Origin of the sequence: Tolumonas osonensis (genome assembly GCF_014202415.1) — a bacterium.
GTDB lineage: Bacteria > Pseudomonadota > Gammaproteobacteria > Enterobacterales > Aeromonadaceae > Tolumonas > Tolumonas osonensis.
In genome coordinates this window covers 122026-139139 of sequence record NZ_JACHGR010000011.1, presented here as the reverse complement: position 1 = coordinate 139139, position 17114 = coordinate 122026, and the positions used below count along the sequence as shown (strand labels likewise).

21 protein-coding genes are annotated in these 17114 nt (G+C 48.4%); 7 read left to right on the top strand and 14 right to left on the bottom strand.

From position 1 onward, the window contains the following. Nucleotides 1-209 precede the first annotated feature (209 nt). Nucleotides 210-752, top strand: a complete 543-nt coding sequence (locus tag HNR75_RS14780) for a gamma carbonic anhydrase family protein (RefSeq protein ID WP_425506827.1) — start codon at nt 210-212, stop codon at nt 750-752. 3 nt (nt 753-755) lie between these two features. On the opposite strand, the gene aroE is transcribed toward HNR75_RS14780, so the two are convergent. Genes aroE through HNR75_RS14745 form a run of 7 tightly spaced genes read right to left on the bottom strand, consistent with a single transcriptional unit; the run spans nt 756 to nt 5870 of the window. After that, on the bottom strand, nt 756-1577 hold the full coding sequence (aroE, locus tag HNR75_RS14775; RefSeq protein ID WP_188027747.1) for a shikimate dehydrogenase: 822 nt from the start codon (nt 1575-1577) through the stop codon (nt 756-758). 44 nt (nt 1578-1621) lie between these two features. After that, a complete protein-coding gene (gene tsaC / locus HNR75_RS14770) occupies nt 1622-2182 on the bottom strand; it encodes an L-threonylcarbamoyladenylate synthase type 1 TsaC (protein WP_188027746.1) in 561 nt (186 codons plus the stop codon). Between the two features lie 36 nt (nt 2183-2218). Further along, nucleotides 2219-2722, bottom strand: a complete 504-nt coding sequence (gene purE / locus HNR75_RS14765; protein ID WP_188027745.1) for a 5-(carboxyamino)imidazole ribonucleotide mutase — start codon at nt 2720-2722, stop codon at nt 2219-2221. Between the two features lie 46 nt (nt 2723-2768). Continuing rightward, on the bottom strand, nt 2769-3341 hold the full coding sequence (locus HNR75_RS14760; protein ID WP_188027744.1) for a DNA topoisomerase family protein: 573 nt from the start codon (nt 3339-3341) through the stop codon (nt 2769-2771). Nucleotides 3342-3362: 21 nt separating this feature from the next. Next, a complete protein-coding gene (locus HNR75_RS14755) occupies nt 3363-3836 on the bottom strand; it encodes a DUF494 family protein (RefSeq protein WP_188027743.1) in 474 nt (157 codons plus the stop codon). 2 nt (nt 3837-3838) lie between these two features. Further along, the gene (gene dprA, locus HNR75_RS14750) at nt 3839-4972 is read right to left on the bottom strand and encodes a DNA-processing protein DprA (RefSeq protein ID WP_188027742.1); all 1134 of its coding nucleotides are present in this window, start codon (nt 4970-4972) and stop codon (nt 3839-3841) included. Next, nucleotides 4953-5870: a LysM peptidoglycan-binding domain-containing protein gene (locus tag HNR75_RS14745; RefSeq protein ID WP_246358976.1), complete on the bottom strand. Its 918-nt coding sequence runs from the start codon at nt 5868-5870 to the stop codon at nt 4953-4955. Before HNR75_RS14745 ends, dprA begins: the two co-directional genes overlap by 20 nt. Nucleotides 5871-6155: 285 nt before the next feature. On the opposite strand from HNR75_RS14745, the gene def reads away from it, so the two are divergent. The 5 genes from def to HNR75_RS14720 are packed head-to-tail and all read left to right on the top strand — an operon-like array spanning nt 6156 to nt 11765. Further along, nucleotides 6156-6665: a peptide deformylase gene (gene def, locus HNR75_RS14740; protein ID WP_188027740.1), complete on the top strand. Its 510-nt coding sequence runs from the start codon at nt 6156-6158 to the stop codon at nt 6663-6665. Between the two features lie 11 nt (nt 6666-6676). Next, complete coding sequence (gene fmt, locus HNR75_RS14735; RefSeq protein ID WP_343043287.1) at nt 6677-7621, top strand: methionyl-tRNA formyltransferase; 945 nt, start codon at nt 6677-6679, stop codon at nt 7619-7621. A gap of 21 nt (nt 7622-7642) precedes the next feature. After that, nucleotides 7643-8944, top strand: coding sequence for a 16S rRNA (cytosine(967)-C(5))-methyltransferase RsmB (rsmB, locus tag HNR75_RS14730; RefSeq protein ID WP_188027738.1), 1302 nt, complete (start codon nt 7643-7645; stop codon nt 8942-8944). Next, on the top strand, nt 8941-10317 hold the full coding sequence (gene trkA / locus HNR75_RS14725; RefSeq protein WP_188027737.1) for a Trk system potassium transporter TrkA: 1377 nt from the start codon (nt 8941-8943) through the stop codon (nt 10315-10317). Before rsmB ends, trkA begins: the two co-directional genes overlap by 4 nt. A gap of 5 nt (nt 10318-10322) precedes the next feature. After that, nucleotides 10323-11765, top strand: coding sequence for a TrkH family potassium uptake protein (locus HNR75_RS14720; RefSeq protein ID WP_188027736.1), 1443 nt, complete (start codon nt 10323-10325; stop codon nt 11763-11765). Nucleotides 11766-11827: 62 nt separating this feature from the next. Here the strand turns inward: HNR75_RS14720 and HNR75_RS14715 are convergent, their stop codons facing one another. Next, nucleotides 11828-12283 carry an Rrf2 family transcriptional regulator gene (locus tag HNR75_RS14715; protein ID WP_188027735.1) on the bottom strand — a complete coding sequence of 152 codons (456 nt, stop codon included), beginning with the start codon at nt 12281-12283 and terminating at the stop codon, nt 11828-11830. 209 nt (nt 12284-12492) lie between these two features. On the opposite strand from HNR75_RS14715, the gene trmL reads away from it, so the two are divergent. Further along, nucleotides 12493-12957 carry a tRNA (uridine(34)/cytosine(34)/5-carboxymethylaminomethyluridine(34)-2'-O)-methyltransferase TrmL gene (trmL, locus tag HNR75_RS14710; RefSeq protein WP_188027734.1) on the top strand — a complete coding sequence of 155 codons (465 nt, stop codon included), beginning with the start codon at nt 12493-12495 and terminating at the stop codon, nt 12955-12957. Nucleotides 12958-13009: 52 nt separating this feature from the next. On the opposite strand, the gene lexA is transcribed toward trmL, so the two are convergent. From lexA to HNR75_RS14680, 6 genes are all read right to left on the bottom strand, one after another. Further along, entirely contained in the window at nt 13010-13633 is a 624-nt protein-coding gene (lexA, locus tag HNR75_RS14705; RefSeq protein WP_188027733.1) for a transcriptional repressor LexA, read from the bottom strand. Nucleotides 13634-13712: 79 nt separating this feature from the next. After that, a complete protein-coding gene (gene ubiA / locus HNR75_RS14700; protein ID WP_188027732.1) occupies nt 13713-14579 on the bottom strand; it encodes a 4-hydroxybenzoate octaprenyltransferase in 867 nt (288 codons plus the stop codon). Nucleotides 14580-14581: 2 nt separating this feature from the next. Next, nucleotides 14582-15157 carry a chorismate--pyruvate lyase family protein gene (locus HNR75_RS14695; RefSeq protein WP_188027731.1) on the bottom strand — a complete coding sequence of 192 codons (576 nt, stop codon included), beginning with the start codon at nt 15155-15157 and terminating at the stop codon, nt 14582-14584. A gap of 38 nt (nt 15158-15195) precedes the next feature. After that, nucleotides 15196-16023 (bottom strand): rhomboid family intramembrane serine protease GlpG, encoded by an 828-nt coding sequence (glpG, locus tag HNR75_RS14690; RefSeq protein WP_188027730.1) that lies wholly within the window; start codon nt 16021-16023, stop codon nt 15196-15198. Continuing rightward, the gene (gene glpE / locus HNR75_RS14685; RefSeq protein ID WP_188027729.1) at nt 16020-16340 is read right to left on the bottom strand and encodes a thiosulfate sulfurtransferase GlpE; all 321 of its coding nucleotides are present in this window, start codon (nt 16338-16340) and stop codon (nt 16020-16022) included. The genes glpG and glpE overlap by 4 nt, the downstream gene beginning before the upstream one ends. A gap of 69 nt (nt 16341-16409) precedes the next feature. Then, a complete protein-coding gene (locus HNR75_RS14680; protein ID WP_188027728.1) occupies nt 16410-17114 on the bottom strand; it encodes an ATP-binding cassette domain-containing protein in 705 nt (234 codons plus the stop codon).

Below are 17114 nucleotides of genomic sequence, written 5' to 3'. Positions count from 1 at the left end.
AACCTGAATCTTTACTGACGTAACTCGCTGATTCCTCAGTTCGTTGCGGCGTCTGCCGTGTCAGTGAGGGCGCATTATAGGGAGCAAAGTTTTTTGATCAACTCTTTTTTACTGTTTTTTTTAAACTAATTATTTATCTACACCTTGCTCCGGTTTTATTCCAAGATATAAACACTGTTATCCACATCTGTTCAAAAATAGGACTTATTGTGTCTTCTATTCGTAGTTATCGGGGTATCGCTCCGCAATTAGGTGATGATGTTTATATTGATCCACAAAGCTGTGTAATTGGTGATGTCCGTTTAGCTGACAATACCAGTATCTGGCCAATGGCTGTTGTCCGTGGGGATGTGAACTTCATTACTATTGGTGCACGCAGTAATGTACAGGATGGTTCGGTATTGCATGTAAATCGGAGCACCGAAAAGAGTCCGGACGGTTGCCCATTAATTATTGGCGATGATGTCACGATTGGACATAAAGCTGTATTGCATGGCTGTGTCATCCATGACCGGGTATTAGTTGGTATGGGGGCGATTATTCTTGATGGCGCCATTGTTGAATCTGATGTGATCGTGGCGGCGGGAGCAGTTGTTCCTCCGCGCAAACGCTTAGCTTCTGGCTATATTTATGTAGGCAATCCGGTTAAGCAAGGCAGAGCATTAACTGAAGATGAACGGGCGTTCTTTGTTCAGTCTTCAGCTAATTATGTTTTATTGAAAAACGAATTTTTGGCAGAGCTGTATAGATAATGATTACGCCCCGGTTAGATTACGCCGTAATTCACGGATGACCTGTCGTGTGCCGGGGCGAATTCCGCGCCATACAGCAAAACTCTCTGCCGCCTGGCAAACCAGCATTCCTAGACCATCTATCGTTTTAATCGCGCCGTGTTCTTTAGCCCAGAGATTAAATACCGTTTCTTTGCTGCCATACATCATATCGTAAGTAACAGTCGCTGAACCGATCACGGCTTCGGGAATATCCGGCATTGCTCCCGCTAAACTTGCGGATGTGCCATTGATAATCAGATCGAATGCTTCATTAAGTTCTGCAAATTGACTGGCTCTCACTTTTCCCATAGCAGAGAATTCTTGAGCCAGTTGCTCTGCTTTGGCTGCAGTCCGGTTAGCAATAACGATTTCGGAGGGGTGTTGTTCCAGTAATGGTCCCATTACACCACGGCAAGCACCACCAGCACCCAGTAACAGGATTTTTTTCCCGGTAAGTTCTTCCAGATGATATTTAAGATCCTGAACCAAACCAGCACCGTCAGTGTTATCACCCAGTAAAAGACCATCATCTGTTAACTTTAATGTGTTTACAGCACCAGCAAGTTTCGCACGTGGAGACAATTGATCTACTAGCTGAAAAGCTTGTTCTTTGAATGGCACGGTAACATTCGCCCCCTTTCCGCCCTCTGCAAAGAAACGACGGATAGAACCGACAAAGTCATCAACTGGCGCCTCGATTTTCTCATAGGTCAGCTGTTGTTGTGTCTGACGGGCGAATAAAGTATGAATGAAGGGTGACTTACTATGATTAATCGGATTACCGAAAACAGCATAACGATCCATGGAGTGCCTCTTTATTATTAACGGAATCACAACGGCAGAGCTAATCAACCCGCCCGGAATAACTGATTGGTGATCACATCGCGGATTTCAGACGGATTGGTTTGCGTTCCAACGATTCCAGGTAATATATAGTCTATTCTGCTTGCGAGCTGCAGGCGAACCTCTTCTGTTGTTCGGCAAGGTAGTAGTGAAGTCAGATTTGCGCTGGTAGATACCATCGGCTTACCGTATAACCGGCAAAGCGCCTGTACTTGCGGATGTGCACTGATCCTCACAGCCAAAGAGTCGAATTGCCCGGTCAGCCATTTCGGTGTTGAGCGTTTGGCAGGAAAAACCCAGGTATAGGGACCAGGCCAGCTGATAAACGCCCGGTGTAACTGTTCGTTGCTCAAATTACTGACGTCAAGATACGGGAGGACTTGCTCCCAGCTTGCCGCAATCAGGATCAATCCTTTTTCTATTGGTCTTTGTTTGATTTCTAATAATTTCTGAACTGCGGCTTCGTTATCCGGATCACAGCCCAATCCAAAAACAGCTTCGGTAGCATAAGCTATCACGCCACCGGAGCGTAGTACTTCACATGCTTTGTGTAGATCGTCGGTCATTAATATAAAGGCGACTTGCGTCGCCTTCCTTCCTGGTTATTTCAGCTGGGCCTGTAGCGCAGCATCTTTCGCCATAACTTCTTCGGCATTTTTCTGACGTTCAGCTTTCACTTTCGCCGCTAATGCATCATCCGCTACCGCCAGGATCTGGGCAGCCAGATAACCGGCATTTTTTGCTCCCGCCTTACCAATAGCAACAGTTGCTACAGGAACACCGCCTGGCATCTGAACGGTAGAAAGCAATGCATCCATTCCTTTCAGCGGACCACCGTCAATCGGAACACCAATGACAGCACGAGTCGTGATACCGGCAACCGCGCCTGCCAAGTGAGCAGCCAAACCCGCAGCACAAATAAAGACTTTGCAGCCTCGCGCCTCCGCATCTGTAACATAAGCATGTGTTGCCGCTGGAGTACGGTGAGCTGATGTCACTTTTACCTCATAGCGGATATCGAATGATTTCAAAACATCGATAGTGGACTGCATGACCGGGAAATCGGAATCTGAGCCCATCAGGATCGCTACAAATGGATTAGACATGAGAAGTTCTTCCTTGCTTCGAGTTACTAATTGATAGTGAGTCGCATTATAGTGATTCACAGCTATAGGTACAGCCCTTTTGCGGACAACAAAAACGCACGCCTTGCCGGGTACGTTTTTCTACTAATATAGCAGAACCACAAATCGGACACGGATGAGATACAGGCTTGTCATTGACTGCATATTTGCATTTAGGATAGTTGCTGCACGCATAAAACGTTTTTCCATATCGCGACGTTTTTGCCTGTAATTGTCCAAGATAACAAGCTGGGCAATGGGGCAAAGTGGACGCCTCTTCCACCACTGGATTATTCGCTTCAATATGCGAACACGCTGGATAGGCAGTGCAACCAATAAATAAACCAAAGCGACCTTTTTTGATCGCTAATGGTTTGCCACATTCCGGACATTCTGAATTTTCGAGAGTTTTTTCTATCTGCACATTCTGCTGTTGCAAGGGACGCATGTACTGACAGGAAGGATAGTTTTCGCAACCCAGAAACAAGCCATGTTTACTTCGGCGTAATACCAAGGTACCGCCGCACTCTGGACAAAGACGGTATTCTTTATCCAGAGCGTGTTCCTGTGCTGAAAACAGTGTAGTGTCGATTTTACTCATGAGGCCGATATCAGAACTTTGTTACTGGAGCGTCAACGGTTCAGATTCTGACATCAACTCTTCCATTTGGTGACAGGCATTTTCACCACCCGGCAAATTAAACAGAACCATCATTACAACCCATTTCAGATCATCCAGTTCAATTTCAGGTGAATCCAACTCCATTAAGCGCTCAATAACAATTTCCCGAGTTTCGCAATTCAGAACGCGGATCTGTTCCAGGAATAATAAAAATCCCCGGCATTCGGTACTCAGTTTAAGCATCTCTTCAGAAGCATAAATGCGAAAAGAATCAGACGCACAGGAAATATATCCGGGCGCTTCATCGCTATCGTGTAATGCGGCTAAATGTTCAAGCCAGGACAATGCTTTATATATTTCGGGTTTTTGAAAGCCGGCACGGGTAAGTTCATCGGTCAGGGCATCCTGATCGACCATAAAATCCAACTCGCTTTGCACATATGTTTCGAACAGGTACATTAAGACATCAAACATGATCAGGCACTCCTCGTTCGTACATAACCACCCGGTACAGACAAAACTAATCCTTCTAATTCGAGAGTGATTAATTCCGTCATCACCTCCTGAACAGGTAACCCACTGGTAGCAGCGATCACATCGATCGATGTTACCTCATCACTTCTTACGTTATCTAACAATCGGGAAAATGGCAAATCGGATACAACTCCCTCCACGCCAGAATGTGTTTCTTCATGATGTTTCATGCCGCGGGAGAAAACGCCTATCTCTTCTATTATATCGGTTGCATCGCAGACCAGTTTTGCACCTTGCTGAATTAATCTGTGACAGCCCCGGGCATTTAAATTATTGGCTCTTCCCGGTACGGCAAAAACCTCCCTGTTTTGTTCCAGTGCATAGCGCGCGGTAATTAAAGAACCACTTTTTTCCGCAGCTTCAATAACTAACGTGCCAACACTTAACCCGCTAATAATCCGGTTCCGTCGTGGAAAGTATTCTGCGCGGGGTAACGTCTCCGGGAAAAACTCAGAAATCAGGGCGCCACCCTGATCCACAATCTGCCGGGCCAGCCGTCTATGTTTCGCCGGATAAATATGCGCCAAACCACAACCCTGAACAGCAATCGTCTGACCATCGTATTGCAGAGCTGTTTGATGACTGATGGCATCGATACCGGACGCCAGTCCCGAAGTAATGACAAATCCATGCTGAACCAGCTCTCTGGAGAGCTGGAGTGCTGCATCCCGTCCGTCCTGCGTCGGTTTTCTTGAACCAACAACAGCCAGTTGTACCTGATCAGTCACTGCAATATTGCCGGCAATAAACAGCACCAGCGGCGCACCGGCAACATTACGTAATAATGAAGGATAGGACGGATGGTCAAAAGGCAGAATGTGATGTCCAGATATCGAGCCCCAATCCAGGATCGGTTGGTATTGTTCAACAGAAAAAGCAAACCACTGCCGGATTTGCTGCTCGCTCCAACCTAAACCCGTCAGTTGAGAGCCTGTACATCCTGATAATTCATAAACAGTATAACGCTGTAACAAATTGGCCCCTTTAACGGGGCCAATTCCTGGCATATTGGTTAAATGTAACCACAGTGCCAGTTCATTTTGAGATAACGATTGCTCAGGGATTTTCCACCGCATAACCAGCCCGCACGATTGCCCGACTATTCATCACTATGGCCAGACTGGTTTTCTGATAGACTTTAACGACCATTACTTCACCAATATGATCAGCATGCAGCGTTGTTTTTTGCTTGTTCATCAGCTTTTCGCCTGCTGTACCGTCTTGTTCATAAGTAACGCGATCCGGCCCATTATCCACCACGTCAGCCCCCGGACGAACAATACCGAAAACATCACCTGGTTTCAGGTTTTCGCGGGCACCTTTGTCAATAATGACAGTGTCATAACGTCCGACGTAGGTACTCTTCATTGGAATATCAATTATCCGGGCTGGTTTGGATAAATTACCAGCCTGCGGGACAAAATAAGCGTCTATGCTGTTTTCACTCAGCATTGGCAGCAACCGATCGCCCCGGCGGATTTCACTAAAACTAGAGATAACCTCAACAGAAGTAATATCGGTGTCATACAACTCTTTTGGCTGAACGACACCCACCAGTTCAAGTTGTCTCCCCAACTCTTCATCGGTCTGTTCATCCTTATAGGCATTACCGACATGATAGACACCATAAGTGGTATTCAAATCGGGTTTGCCGCGGACATGTATCGTCTGCCCCTGAGACATAAAAATACTGGTGTCATCATTTTCCCCCAGTACATACGGCATATGAGCAAGATCGACATTTGAATCAACGACCATATCCGCTCGCAGGAACGGAGATATTTCTGAATAATCGACGGTTGAAATCGGCCCTTGTTTTTCCTCGATACGTACCTTGGGGGTTAACGTAATGACGCGTTTGCCGGAACGGGCATCCGAGTGATCCAATACCAATTTGGGCTGACCATTAACCCAGGTCAGACGCAGACGATCTCCCGGATAGATCCAATGCGGATTTTTGATTTGTTTATTCATATCCCACAAGCGAGGCCATAACCAAGGCTTGGTCAGAAAACGCCCAGAAATATCCCATAGGGTATCGCCTTTCTGCACGACATACCTGTCTGGGTGGTCCTTCTTCAATGCCAAAGTATCGGCGCTTACTTGAAAAGCAAACAATGCAGACATCAAAAAAAGCGATATATAACGTGGTTTCATAATCATCCCTGTCCCCGTTTATGCCGGACGGCTGTTATTTTCGACGTCAGCCGACTAAAATCAGGCTGACAGTTACGATATATGTGAGTATTTACTAATTATATGGCTACTCTGGAAGTTTTACGTTTTCCTGATGAACGGTTGCGAAAAATTGCTACGCCGGTCGAAAAAATAACCCCCGAAACCGAGCATATCATAAAGGATATGTTTGAAACTATGTACCAGGAAGAAGGGATTGGACTGGCTGCGACACAGGTCAACATTCATAAGCGAATTATTGTCATCGATACCTCAGAGACTCGCGATCAGCCGCTGGTGTTCATTAACCCGGAACTGGTTGAGAAACGTGGGGAGACAGGAATCGAGGAAGGTTGTCTTTCTGTGCCGGAATGCCGAGCCTTCGTATCAAGAGCCGAATGGGTCAAGGTTCGGGCGCTGGACCGCCATGGTGAATCATTTGAAATCGAAACGGATGGGTTACTCGCTATCTGTTTACAACATGAAATGGATCATCTCGCAGGTAAATTATTTGTTGATTATCTGTCTCCCCTGAAACGGCAGCGAATCCGGCAAAAGCTGGAGAAACTGGCACGACATGAACGTTTATCCTGATGGAATCAACCGTGCAGAATCTTCGTATTGTATTTGCCGGAACGCCTGATTTTGCTGCCAAGCATTTACAGGCGTTACTGGATGCCAACCTGCAGGTGGTCGGTGTTTACACGCAGCCGGACAGACCTGCCGGCCGGGGAAACAAACTGACCCCTAGTCCGGTCAAAGTGTTAGCCGTTGAGCATGAGATCCCTGTTTTCCAGCCCGAAAATTTCAGAAACCCGGATGCACAGCAAGAGCTTAAAGCATTAAATCCGGATCTGATGATCGTCGTTGCTTATGGTTTGCTCTTACCGCAACCGGTATTAGATCTCCCCCGCCTGGGTTGTATCAACGTTCACGGTTCCCTTCTGCCAGCTTGGCGGGGTGCTGCGCCGATTCAACGCGCTATCTGGGCCGGAGATAAAGAAACCGGGATTACCATTATGCAAATGGATGCGGGTCTGGATACCGGCGATATGTTGCATAAAGTGGTATGCCCTATCACAGCAGAAGATACCAGTGCCTCTTTATATGACAAGCTGGCGGTTGATGGTCCTCAAGGCATGCTGTTCACTATCAGGCAACTCGCTGACGGTACCGCAAAACCAGAAAAACAAGATGATGAATCAGCCACTTATGCCAAAAAATTAAGCAAGGAAGAAGCCTGCATTAATTGGCAGCAGGACGCTGACTTTATTGAACGGTGCATCCGGGCTTTTAATCCCTGGCCTGTGAGTTACTTCAGGCTTGCTGATTTGAATATCAAGGTCTGGAAAGCCGAGGTTTTACCAGACAACTCTCAACTGCCGCCAGGAACAGTCATTCAGGCAAGTAAAGCAGGCCTGGATATTGCGACCGGCAACGGTATGTTACGGATAAAACAACTGCAACTACCAGGTAAAAAGGCAATGGCATTCGCAGATGTACTGAATGCTCGTCAGGACTTGTTCCTTCCGGGCAATGTTCTGCCTTAATTATTCCGGGAATCGTAAGTTATGAAAATTCGGGCTACCGCAGCTAAAGTTATTTTCCAAGTGGTGGAACAGGGCCAGTCCTTATCCGCTGTATTGCCCGTGGCGCAACAGTCGATTGCAGCCAAAGACAAGGCCTTATTACAAGAGATTTGTTACGGTACGCTGCGCTGGCTGAACCGGCTGGAGTTTATTGCTGATCAACTACTTGAGAGACAGTTAAAAGGCAAGCACCGTTCGCTGCATTATCTGATTCTGGCAGGACTGTATCAGCTGTTTTATACCCGAGTTCCCCCTCATGCGGTATTGGCTGAAACGGTTAATGCATCAGGATTACTCAATGGCGACAGCTTCCGGGGTTTGATCAATGGTGTGCTTCGTAATGCCCAGCGCCAACAGGCCGAATTGCTGATAGCCGCTGACAAAAATGAGGCAACCCGTTTCAGCTATCCTCGCTGGTTGCTGAAGAAAATTAAGCAATCCTGCCAATATGGCTATGTTTCTGTCCTGCAGGCAGGAAATGCCTATCCGCCAATGTGGTTACGCGTCAACTTGAGTAAGCAATCACGGGAAGTTTACCAGCAACAGCTGGTATCGCTCGATATTCAAAGTACGCCACATCCTGGCTGCGCTTCGGCCTTATTACTGGATAACGCATGCGATGTTAATGCATTACCTGGTTTCGCTGACGGCGCCTGTTCAGTTCAGGATGCGGCAGCACAACACGCCGCCTGGTTATTGGATCCGCAGCCAAACGAATTAATTCTGGATGCCTGCGCGGCACCAGGTGGCAAAACAGCACATATACTGGAAAGACAGCCCGCGCTCAAACAGTTAGTCGCGGTGGACAGTGACGCTAACCGGCTGTCACGTGTTGCCGAAAATTTAGAGCGAATCCAACTGGAGGCGACGCTGATCCATGGTGATGCCAGTAAACCGGAACAATGGTGGAACGGCCCGCAATTTGACCGCATCTTATTGGATGCCCCATGCTCGGCAACCGGCGTTATCAGACGACACCCGGATATTAAATGGCTGCGCCGGGCTGAAGATATCACCGAGTTAGCCCGTCTGCAGCGGGATATTCTGGATGCCATGTGGCAGCAATTAAAACCGGGCGGTACGTTGCTCTATGCAACCTGTTCCATTTTATCAGAAGAGAATAGTTTGCAGATTAAGTCTTTCCTGGAGAAAACAGCCGACGCTATTCATGTTCCGCTGAATGCACAAGATACAGCAGAGCAGCCAGGCTGGCAGATTTTCCCCGGGGAACAGCAGATGGATGGCTTCTTTTACGCCAAATTAATTAAACGGGTTACAGCATGAAGATCATTATTGTCGGCGCCGGACAGGTCGGCGGCACTCTGGCCGAGAACCTGGTAGGTGAAAATAACGAAATCACGCTGATCGATACCGATGCGGTGCGGTTACGCGAACTACAGGATAAATATGATCTGCGGGTAGTTTGTGGTCCGGGTTCATATCCTGGTGTATTACGTGAAGCCGGGGCTGATGACGCTGATATGCTGGTCGCCGTTACCAGCAGCGATGAATGCAACATGATTGCCTGTCAAATCGCTTATTCATTATTCAATGTACCGAATAAAGTAGCCCGTATCCGCTCTCATGCTTATTTATCCGCCCGGGAAAATCTGTTTAAAGGTGAGGTATTCCATATTGACCATCTGATCTCACCGGAACAGCTGGTCATTGAATATATGCGCCGGTTAATTGAATACCCGGGCGCACTGCAGGTGGCTGACTTTGCCGGTGGTCGTCTGGGGCTGGTTGCCGTCAAGGCCTATTATGGCGGGCCGCTGGTCGGTAATGCCTTGGCCACGCTGAAAGAACACATGCCAAATATCGACACCCGCGTAGCGGCCATATTCCGGCAGGGACGTTCTATCCGCCCACAAGGCACAACCATTATTGAAGCTGATGATGAAGTGTTCTTTGTGGCGGCGTCTGGCCATATCCGGGCTGTTATGTCCGAGCTGCAACGACTGGAAAGCCCTTACCGCCGGATCATGATTGTGGGTGGTGGTAATGTGGGCGCGGGTCTTGCCCGTCAGCTGGAAGGGCGCTACAGCGTCAAGCTGATTGAGCGGAATCCGGAACGGGCAGAAGTTTTATCCGAGATGCTGGAAGAAACCATCGTTTTCTGTGGCGACTCGGCCGACCAGGAACTGTTGCAGGAAGAGCACATTGAGCAGATAGATGTATTTATTGCTGTTACCAATGATGATGAAGCCAACATAATGTCAGCCATGCTGGCGAAAAAGCTGGGAGCCCGTAAAGCGATTGTGCTAATCCAGCGCAGTGCTTATGTGGATCTGGTACAAGGTGGCACCATTGATATCGCAGTTTCCCCGCAACAGGCCACGATCTCCGCATTGCTGACGCACGTCCGCCGGGCCGATATCGCTAACGTTTATTCGTTGCGTCGTGGTGTTGCAGAAGCCATAGAAGCTATCGCTCATGGTGACGAACATACATCCAAAGTGGTCGGCCGTTCGATTGGCGAACTGAAATTACCACCAGGAGCCACTATCGGAGCAATAGTCCGGGGCGATGAGGTCTTAATTGCCCATGATTCGACCGTCATTCAACAGGATGACCACGTGGTAATGTTTTTGGTGGATAAAAAACATATTCCCGAGGTTGAACGTCTATTCCAGCCAAGCCCGTTCTTCTTGTAGGTCATATGATTAATTTTAAATCCATCACCTTCGTTATTGGTCTGACACTGTCAAAGCTGGCATTGTTCATGTGGCTGCCATTACTGATGGCTTTTTTCAGCGGCACGGCTGGTACCGCAGAATTTCTGGCTTCTGCTGTATTAACCCATGCGATTGCATTGCTGTTTATCCGCACAGGGTATAAACAAACCTTCCGTTTGAATGTCAGAGATATGTTTGTGATGACCAGCCTGACCTGGCTGGTTGCCTGCGCGTTTGCGACATTACCGTTCCTCTTTCTCAGCAAACTAAGTTTTACCGACGCCTATTTTGAAGCGATGTCAGGCCTGACAACCACCGGCTCTACCGTCATGCAGGGGCTGGACAAAATGCCGCCGGCCATTCTGTTATGGCGTTCTTTGCTGCAATGGCTGGGTGGCATAGGCTTTATTGTTCTGGCTGTTGCAGTCTTACCTTATCTGAATGTCGGCGGGATGAAGCTGTTCCAGATGGAATCCTCTGACAAGTCAGAAAAAGACTCTCCCCGGATGTCAAATGTCGCCCGGAATATTGTCATCGTTTACCTTCTGCTCAGCATAAGTTGTTGTCTGGGGTACTGGCTCAGTGGTATGTCATTGTTCGAGGCCATTAACCATGCAATGACCACACTCAGTACGGGTGGTTTTTCGACCAGTGATGTGTCAATGAGTGCCTTTTCATCTCAGGCACAGTGGGTGGCCTGTATTTTCATGTTTCTGGGCGGGCTCCCCTTTATTCTGTATGTACAAAGTTTACGACGGCGAGAAGGATTAATCTTCCGGGATGCGCAGGTACGCTTCTTTTTCTGGCTGGTTATTTGCGTCACACTGATCATGACATTCTGGCTGTGGCAGCATCAGGTATTCTCTTTTGAGGATGCACTGCGAATCACTGCCTTCAATATCATCTCGGTATTAACCACCACGGGTTATGGGCTCGGTGACTTCGGCACCTGGAGCAGCATGACAACGGTAATTTTCGTATTTCTTATGCTGATGGGAGCCTGTTCCGGTTCCACTGCCGGTGGTTTCAAGCTCTTCAGAATTCAGATTGCCGGAGCCCTGTTTCAGAAACAGGCTCGCCAGCTCATGCATCCGGCCGGAGTTTTCCCTCAGAAGTACAATGGCCGGCCGGTCAATGATGCGATTGTCAGATCTATCGTTGCCTTTGCTCTCAGTTATCTGGGCGTCATTATTATTAGTGCCGTTTTATTAGGTCTGCTAGATCTCGGCCCTCTGGAAGCGATCAGTGGCGCCATTACGGCCGTTGGTAATGTCGGTCCCGGACTGGGGGCGATTATTGGTCCGTTAGGTAATTTTACTTCTCTCCCGGATGCAGCCAAATGGATTTTATCTATTGGTATGATGATGGGGCGTCTTGAAATACTCACGGTTGCGGTCTTGTTTTTTCCTTCCTTCTGGAAAGACTGACAATCCTGCACAGACAAAAAAGCCACATTTAAATATGTGGCTTTTTTTCAAACAGCTTTCTTCTATTCTGCAGAAACCAGCGTTACCGGAATTTCCAGCCCTAGCAGACCACACATGCGTTCTTCATCCCGGACCAGATCGGCCAGCGTGAACTCTGACAAGACCCCCATAAACGCCCGCATTGCTTTACGCATAATAGACTGGAAACGACACCCCGCTGCTAACCGGCAACCTTCCCGCTGACAATCCAGCAGACAAGAGACATTCTCCATGTCAGCGATCAGATCACCTAAATTAATGTCCTGACTGGGCCGTGCCAGACGAATACCACCGTGTTTGCCCCGAATGGTTTCGATGTAACCTTTCATCCCCAGTTGATGTACGATTTTGACAACATGATTACGAGAAATAGAAAATCGATCAGCCACTTCAGTAATCGTGGATAATTGTTGTTCCGGTTGTAAAGCCAGAAAAACCAGCGTGCGTAACGCGTAATCCGTAAATAAAGTCAGCTGCATATACTATCTTTCTACTCACCAAGAATTCATTCCGCCACTCAAGTACAGAATGAGATAACAACGTTGATATATGCAATAATATAGCCTGCCGTTGCGTTGCATCTTGATAAAAGATCAATTTTTAGCAATGTTATCCACATTTTTGTCACTTAGCTGACAAGAACGGTTGTCATTTAACTACCACATCCAATAAATAACTCTGGTCAGCCATGTTACACATTGCGTTGTATGAACCCGAAATACCGCCAAATACCGGCAATATCATTCGCCTCTGTGCAAATACCGGGTATTTTTTACACCTGATTGAACCCATGGGATTTGCCTGGGATGACAAGCGGCTGCGACGAGCCGGTTTGGATTATCATGAATTTGCAGAGATAAAACGTCACGCTAACTTTGAGCATTTTCTGCAGACGATCGGCGATGCCCGGATCTTTGCCTGTACTACGAAAGGAAAGGCGTATCCGTCCGATGCCGGTTTCATGGCCGGTGACGTTCTGCTGTTTGGTCCGGAAACCCGTGGCCTGCCATTATCGATCATTGAAAGCCTACCAGAACAACAACGTTTACGGATACCAATGCTACCCCAAAGCCGCAGCATGAATCTTTCCAACGCGGTATCGGTTTTTGTTTACGAGAGCTGGCGCCAGTTAGGTTTTCCCGGCGCGGTTTGATCAACCAGAGATGCGGTGAGCATGATATATCACCAGCTCACCGCATCCTGTTTTACAGCCAGTTACCATTACGGATCACGCCGACAGCCAACCCCTCGATGCTCAGATGTTCCTGAGTCAGATCAATGACGATGGGCTCTAATTCTTCATTCTCCGGCAAGAGACGGACGACATTGCCTTTGCGTTCAAAACGTTTCACGGTGACTTCATCCTCCCCTACCCGGGCGACAACCACCTGTCCGTTACTCACCTGAGTTGTCTTATGCACCGCTAACAGGTCACCGTCGAGAATGCCGATGTTTTTCATGCTCATACCATGCACCCGCAACAGAAAATCGGCTCGGGGATGGAATAAGGAGCCATCAATCTGATAATGGGTTTCAATATGTTGCTGTGCCAGAATCGGCTCTCCGGCAGCCACCTGGCCAATTAACGGCAACCCGGTCTCTTCCTCGTCAGTCTCATCAGCCAGCAGCTGAATTCCCCGGGAGGTGCCCGGCATCATTCTGATGACACCTTTCCGGGCCAAGGCTTTCAGATGCTCTTCTGCTGCATTTGCCGATTTAAATCCTAGTTCGGAAGCAATTTCAGCCCGTGTCGGAGGCATACCGGTTTGCTGTACTGCTGAACGGATAAGGGCCAGAACTTCGGCCTGACGGGGAGTAAGTTGCTTCATGAGATAAGCCTGTGTTTTTATACAGATAACTGTGAGTATATACAGTTATTTGTATAAAAACAAAGGCCGATCATTAAACTTATCTGATGCAGGCCAGCACAACGCCACCAAAAATCAGCATGCCAACCCAGTTATTATTCAAAAAGGCACGGAAACACGCTTCCCGCTGCCGGTGACGAATCAGCCATTGCTGATAAAGAAAGAAACCTGCCGCCAATAACAATGATATGAAATAGCTGATATTCAGCTGCTCCAGCCAGCCTGCCAGCACCAGCAAGCTCAATGTCCCCAACTGCAATAATGCAATATACAGGCGATCGTTCTCACCAAATAAAATGGCCGTCGACCTGACACCGATCTTTAAATCATCGTCGCGATCCACCATGGCATACATGGTGTCATAGGCTACCGTCCATAAGAGATTGGCCAGAAACAGTAGCCAGCAGGTGATACTCAGTTGCCCGTTTACCGCACCATAAGCCATCGGGATAGACCAGGAAAAGGCCATGCCCAATATCACTTGCGGCAATGACGTCACTCGCTTCATAAATGGATAAATGGCTGCCAGCAACAAGCCGCCCACGGAGAGATAAATCGTGAACGGGTTCAATTGCCAGACGAGAGCAAATGCCAGCAACACCAGCAACAGAAAGAACAACAGGGCTCGGAATGCGGTCAACCGTCCCGCAGGGAGTGGCCGTGATGCCGTTCTTTTGACATGACCATCAAAACGACGATCCGCATAATCATTGATCACGCAACCGGCCGAACGCATGACAAAAACGCCGGCGGTAAAAATCACCAGCAGAGAAAAAGATGGCATGCCGGCAGACGCCAGCCACAATGCCCACAATGTCGGCCAGAGTAACAATAATGTGCCGATCGGTTTATCCAGACGGGCCAATTGCCAATATGGTTGCCATTGCGAAGGAATAACCGGCATCATGCTTACACTCCATACATCGGGTGTTCAGGTAAAAAAACTTCTGTCAGTAATAACCGGCAGGAACGGAACTGTAAGACGGAACGCCGTCCCCAGAGTGGTCGTCGAACGCTACATCCCCACTGCGGTAACATACTGCAAAACTCCGCACTTGCTGCAAAGTCGGCGATCTCAAACTGTCTCACCGAAGCCTGCTCTTCTGCAAACAACAAAACCCCCAGCGGTTGCGCTGACCAATGCAACAGATCGGCTTCCTGCTGAAGCTGACTGGCATCCACCTGAGTTAACCCCCAGATCCAGGGATGTTGTCCATCGGACAATAATACCTGACGAACCAGCCGGCCGGGTATTTGTTCATCCGGCTGCCAACCGGATGTCAACAATTGCAAGGACAGCGCATCCGTGTGTTGCTGTAACCTGGCAGTTAACGAGCCGGAAAACAATAACCAGTCGGTCTGCGCTTTCTTCAGCGGAAGCGCAGCGGCAGAAGACCAGCAGAGAGCATCTAAATGACCGGTATACGGTAATAGCCGGCCTTGCGGAGTAAGTGTACTTAACGAACCATGGTTTACTTTTGACAATTCACTAACACCAAACTAACCGGGCTAATCTGCCGGTATCATGTCCGGGATGCAGAGTGCTGATCATCCCACCATCCCTGGCTCAGTCCAACCAGCAGACCACCCAAATGGGCCAGATTTGCCGTATTAAACCCCAACAGATGAGTAAAGCCCAGTATCAGCCAGCAAAGCATAAAAATAAACAGACCGTTCGAGACCGTGATTTGTGACTTGTCTGTGAAATTTCTTTCCCGGAGCCATAAATAACCCACCAGTGCATAGGTTACTCCGGACATGCCACCAAATAGCGTATCTGAAACCATTGCCTGTAAGACATTCGGGATCAACGCACCGGAGATAAGCAGCACCGCAAGTTTGAACACCCCATAACGTTGTTCCGTCCGGCCACCGAGATACCACCACCAGGCAAGATTGAATAACAAATGCAGGACAGAAAAATGCAAAAACACCGGTGTGAACAGCCGCCAGATTTGGCCTCGTTGCCACGGCCATTCAAACGCCAGCCAGGTCTCCACAGGAATCGCCAGCCAATACAGCAGAAACACTCCCAGCATGACGAGTGTAATGCTCAGCATCAGTGGCCGGGATTGCAACAGTAACTCTGCCATTAAACCGGAATCGGTCGCAGACTGCCACGTCGCAGGCTTTTCCTGCTGCCAGGACGCTTCGCTATAACGAGGATGGTATGGTTCCCGGATAAAACGTTGTACCTCCCGCTCTGCAGCAGAAAGCTTGTTTTCATCCAGTAACCAGAGGGATACGCCGGTTTCTGTGCTTTGGATCTGGCAGGGCAGATTTTGTGACCGCATATAGTCTGCCAGCATCTGAGCCAGATGAGGATCATCCAGTTGAATCAGCGGAATCATAACGTTGCCATAAAAGGATAAACATGTCGCCAGCCTTCGAAACCACCGTCCACACTGTAAACTTTTTCATAACCAATACTGGTCAGATAGTTAGCGACGCCCTGACTGCTATTACCGTGATAGCACATCACCAGCACAGGCGTCTTTCTTGCCACCTGTTGTGTGAATTGTACCAGCGAATCGTTAGTCAGATGGTAGGCACCTTCAACATGCGCAGCATTGAAAGATGCAGAATCACGGATATCAGCCAGACAAACAGCTGGCTGTTTCAGCAGCTCAGCGGCTTGCTGTAAAGAAATGCGGGTAAACTGTGTCATCGCTATCTCCTCAGAGGTATGGCACCAGTTTACCCGATTGTTAAAAAAAAGATCTAATTTTGAAAATAATTAACCGCCCAGATACGCATTACGCACGGCTGGATTCGCCAGCAAGGCCGCGCCGGTATCCTCCAGAACAATACGTCCGGTTTCCAGCACATAACCGCGATCCGCAAGCTTCAGTGCCTGATTCGCGTTCTGTTCCACCAGGAAAATCGTCATGCCCCGGTCGCGTAACTCCTCGATAATATCGAAGATCTGCTGAATCACCAGTGGTGCCAGTCCCAGCGATGGCTCATCCAGAAACAGCAGGCGTGGTTTACTCATCAGTGCACGGCCAATGGCCAGCATTTGCTGCTCACCACCGGACATGGTACCGGCACGCTGGCTGATACGTTCTTTCAGTCGTGGGAACAGCGCAAAGACTTCTTCCATCAGCCGGGCTTTTTCCGCTTTATCATTGATAAAGAATGCGCCCATGCTGAGATTTTCCTCTACCGTCAGACGGGAAAAAATACGACGCCCTTCCGGTACAATCGCAATGTCGCCCCGCATGATGGCTGAGGTGGAATCCTGTGTAATATCCCGGCCTTCAAAAATAATCTGCCCCGCAGACGGTTTCGGATCACCACAGATGGTCATCAGCAATGTGGTTTTGCCGGCACCGTTAGCACCGATCAGAGAGACGATCTCCCCTTGGTTGATATGCACGCTGACATTGTTCAGTGCCGCAATCTTACCGTAATAGGTAGAGACGTTTTTAATTTCTAACAC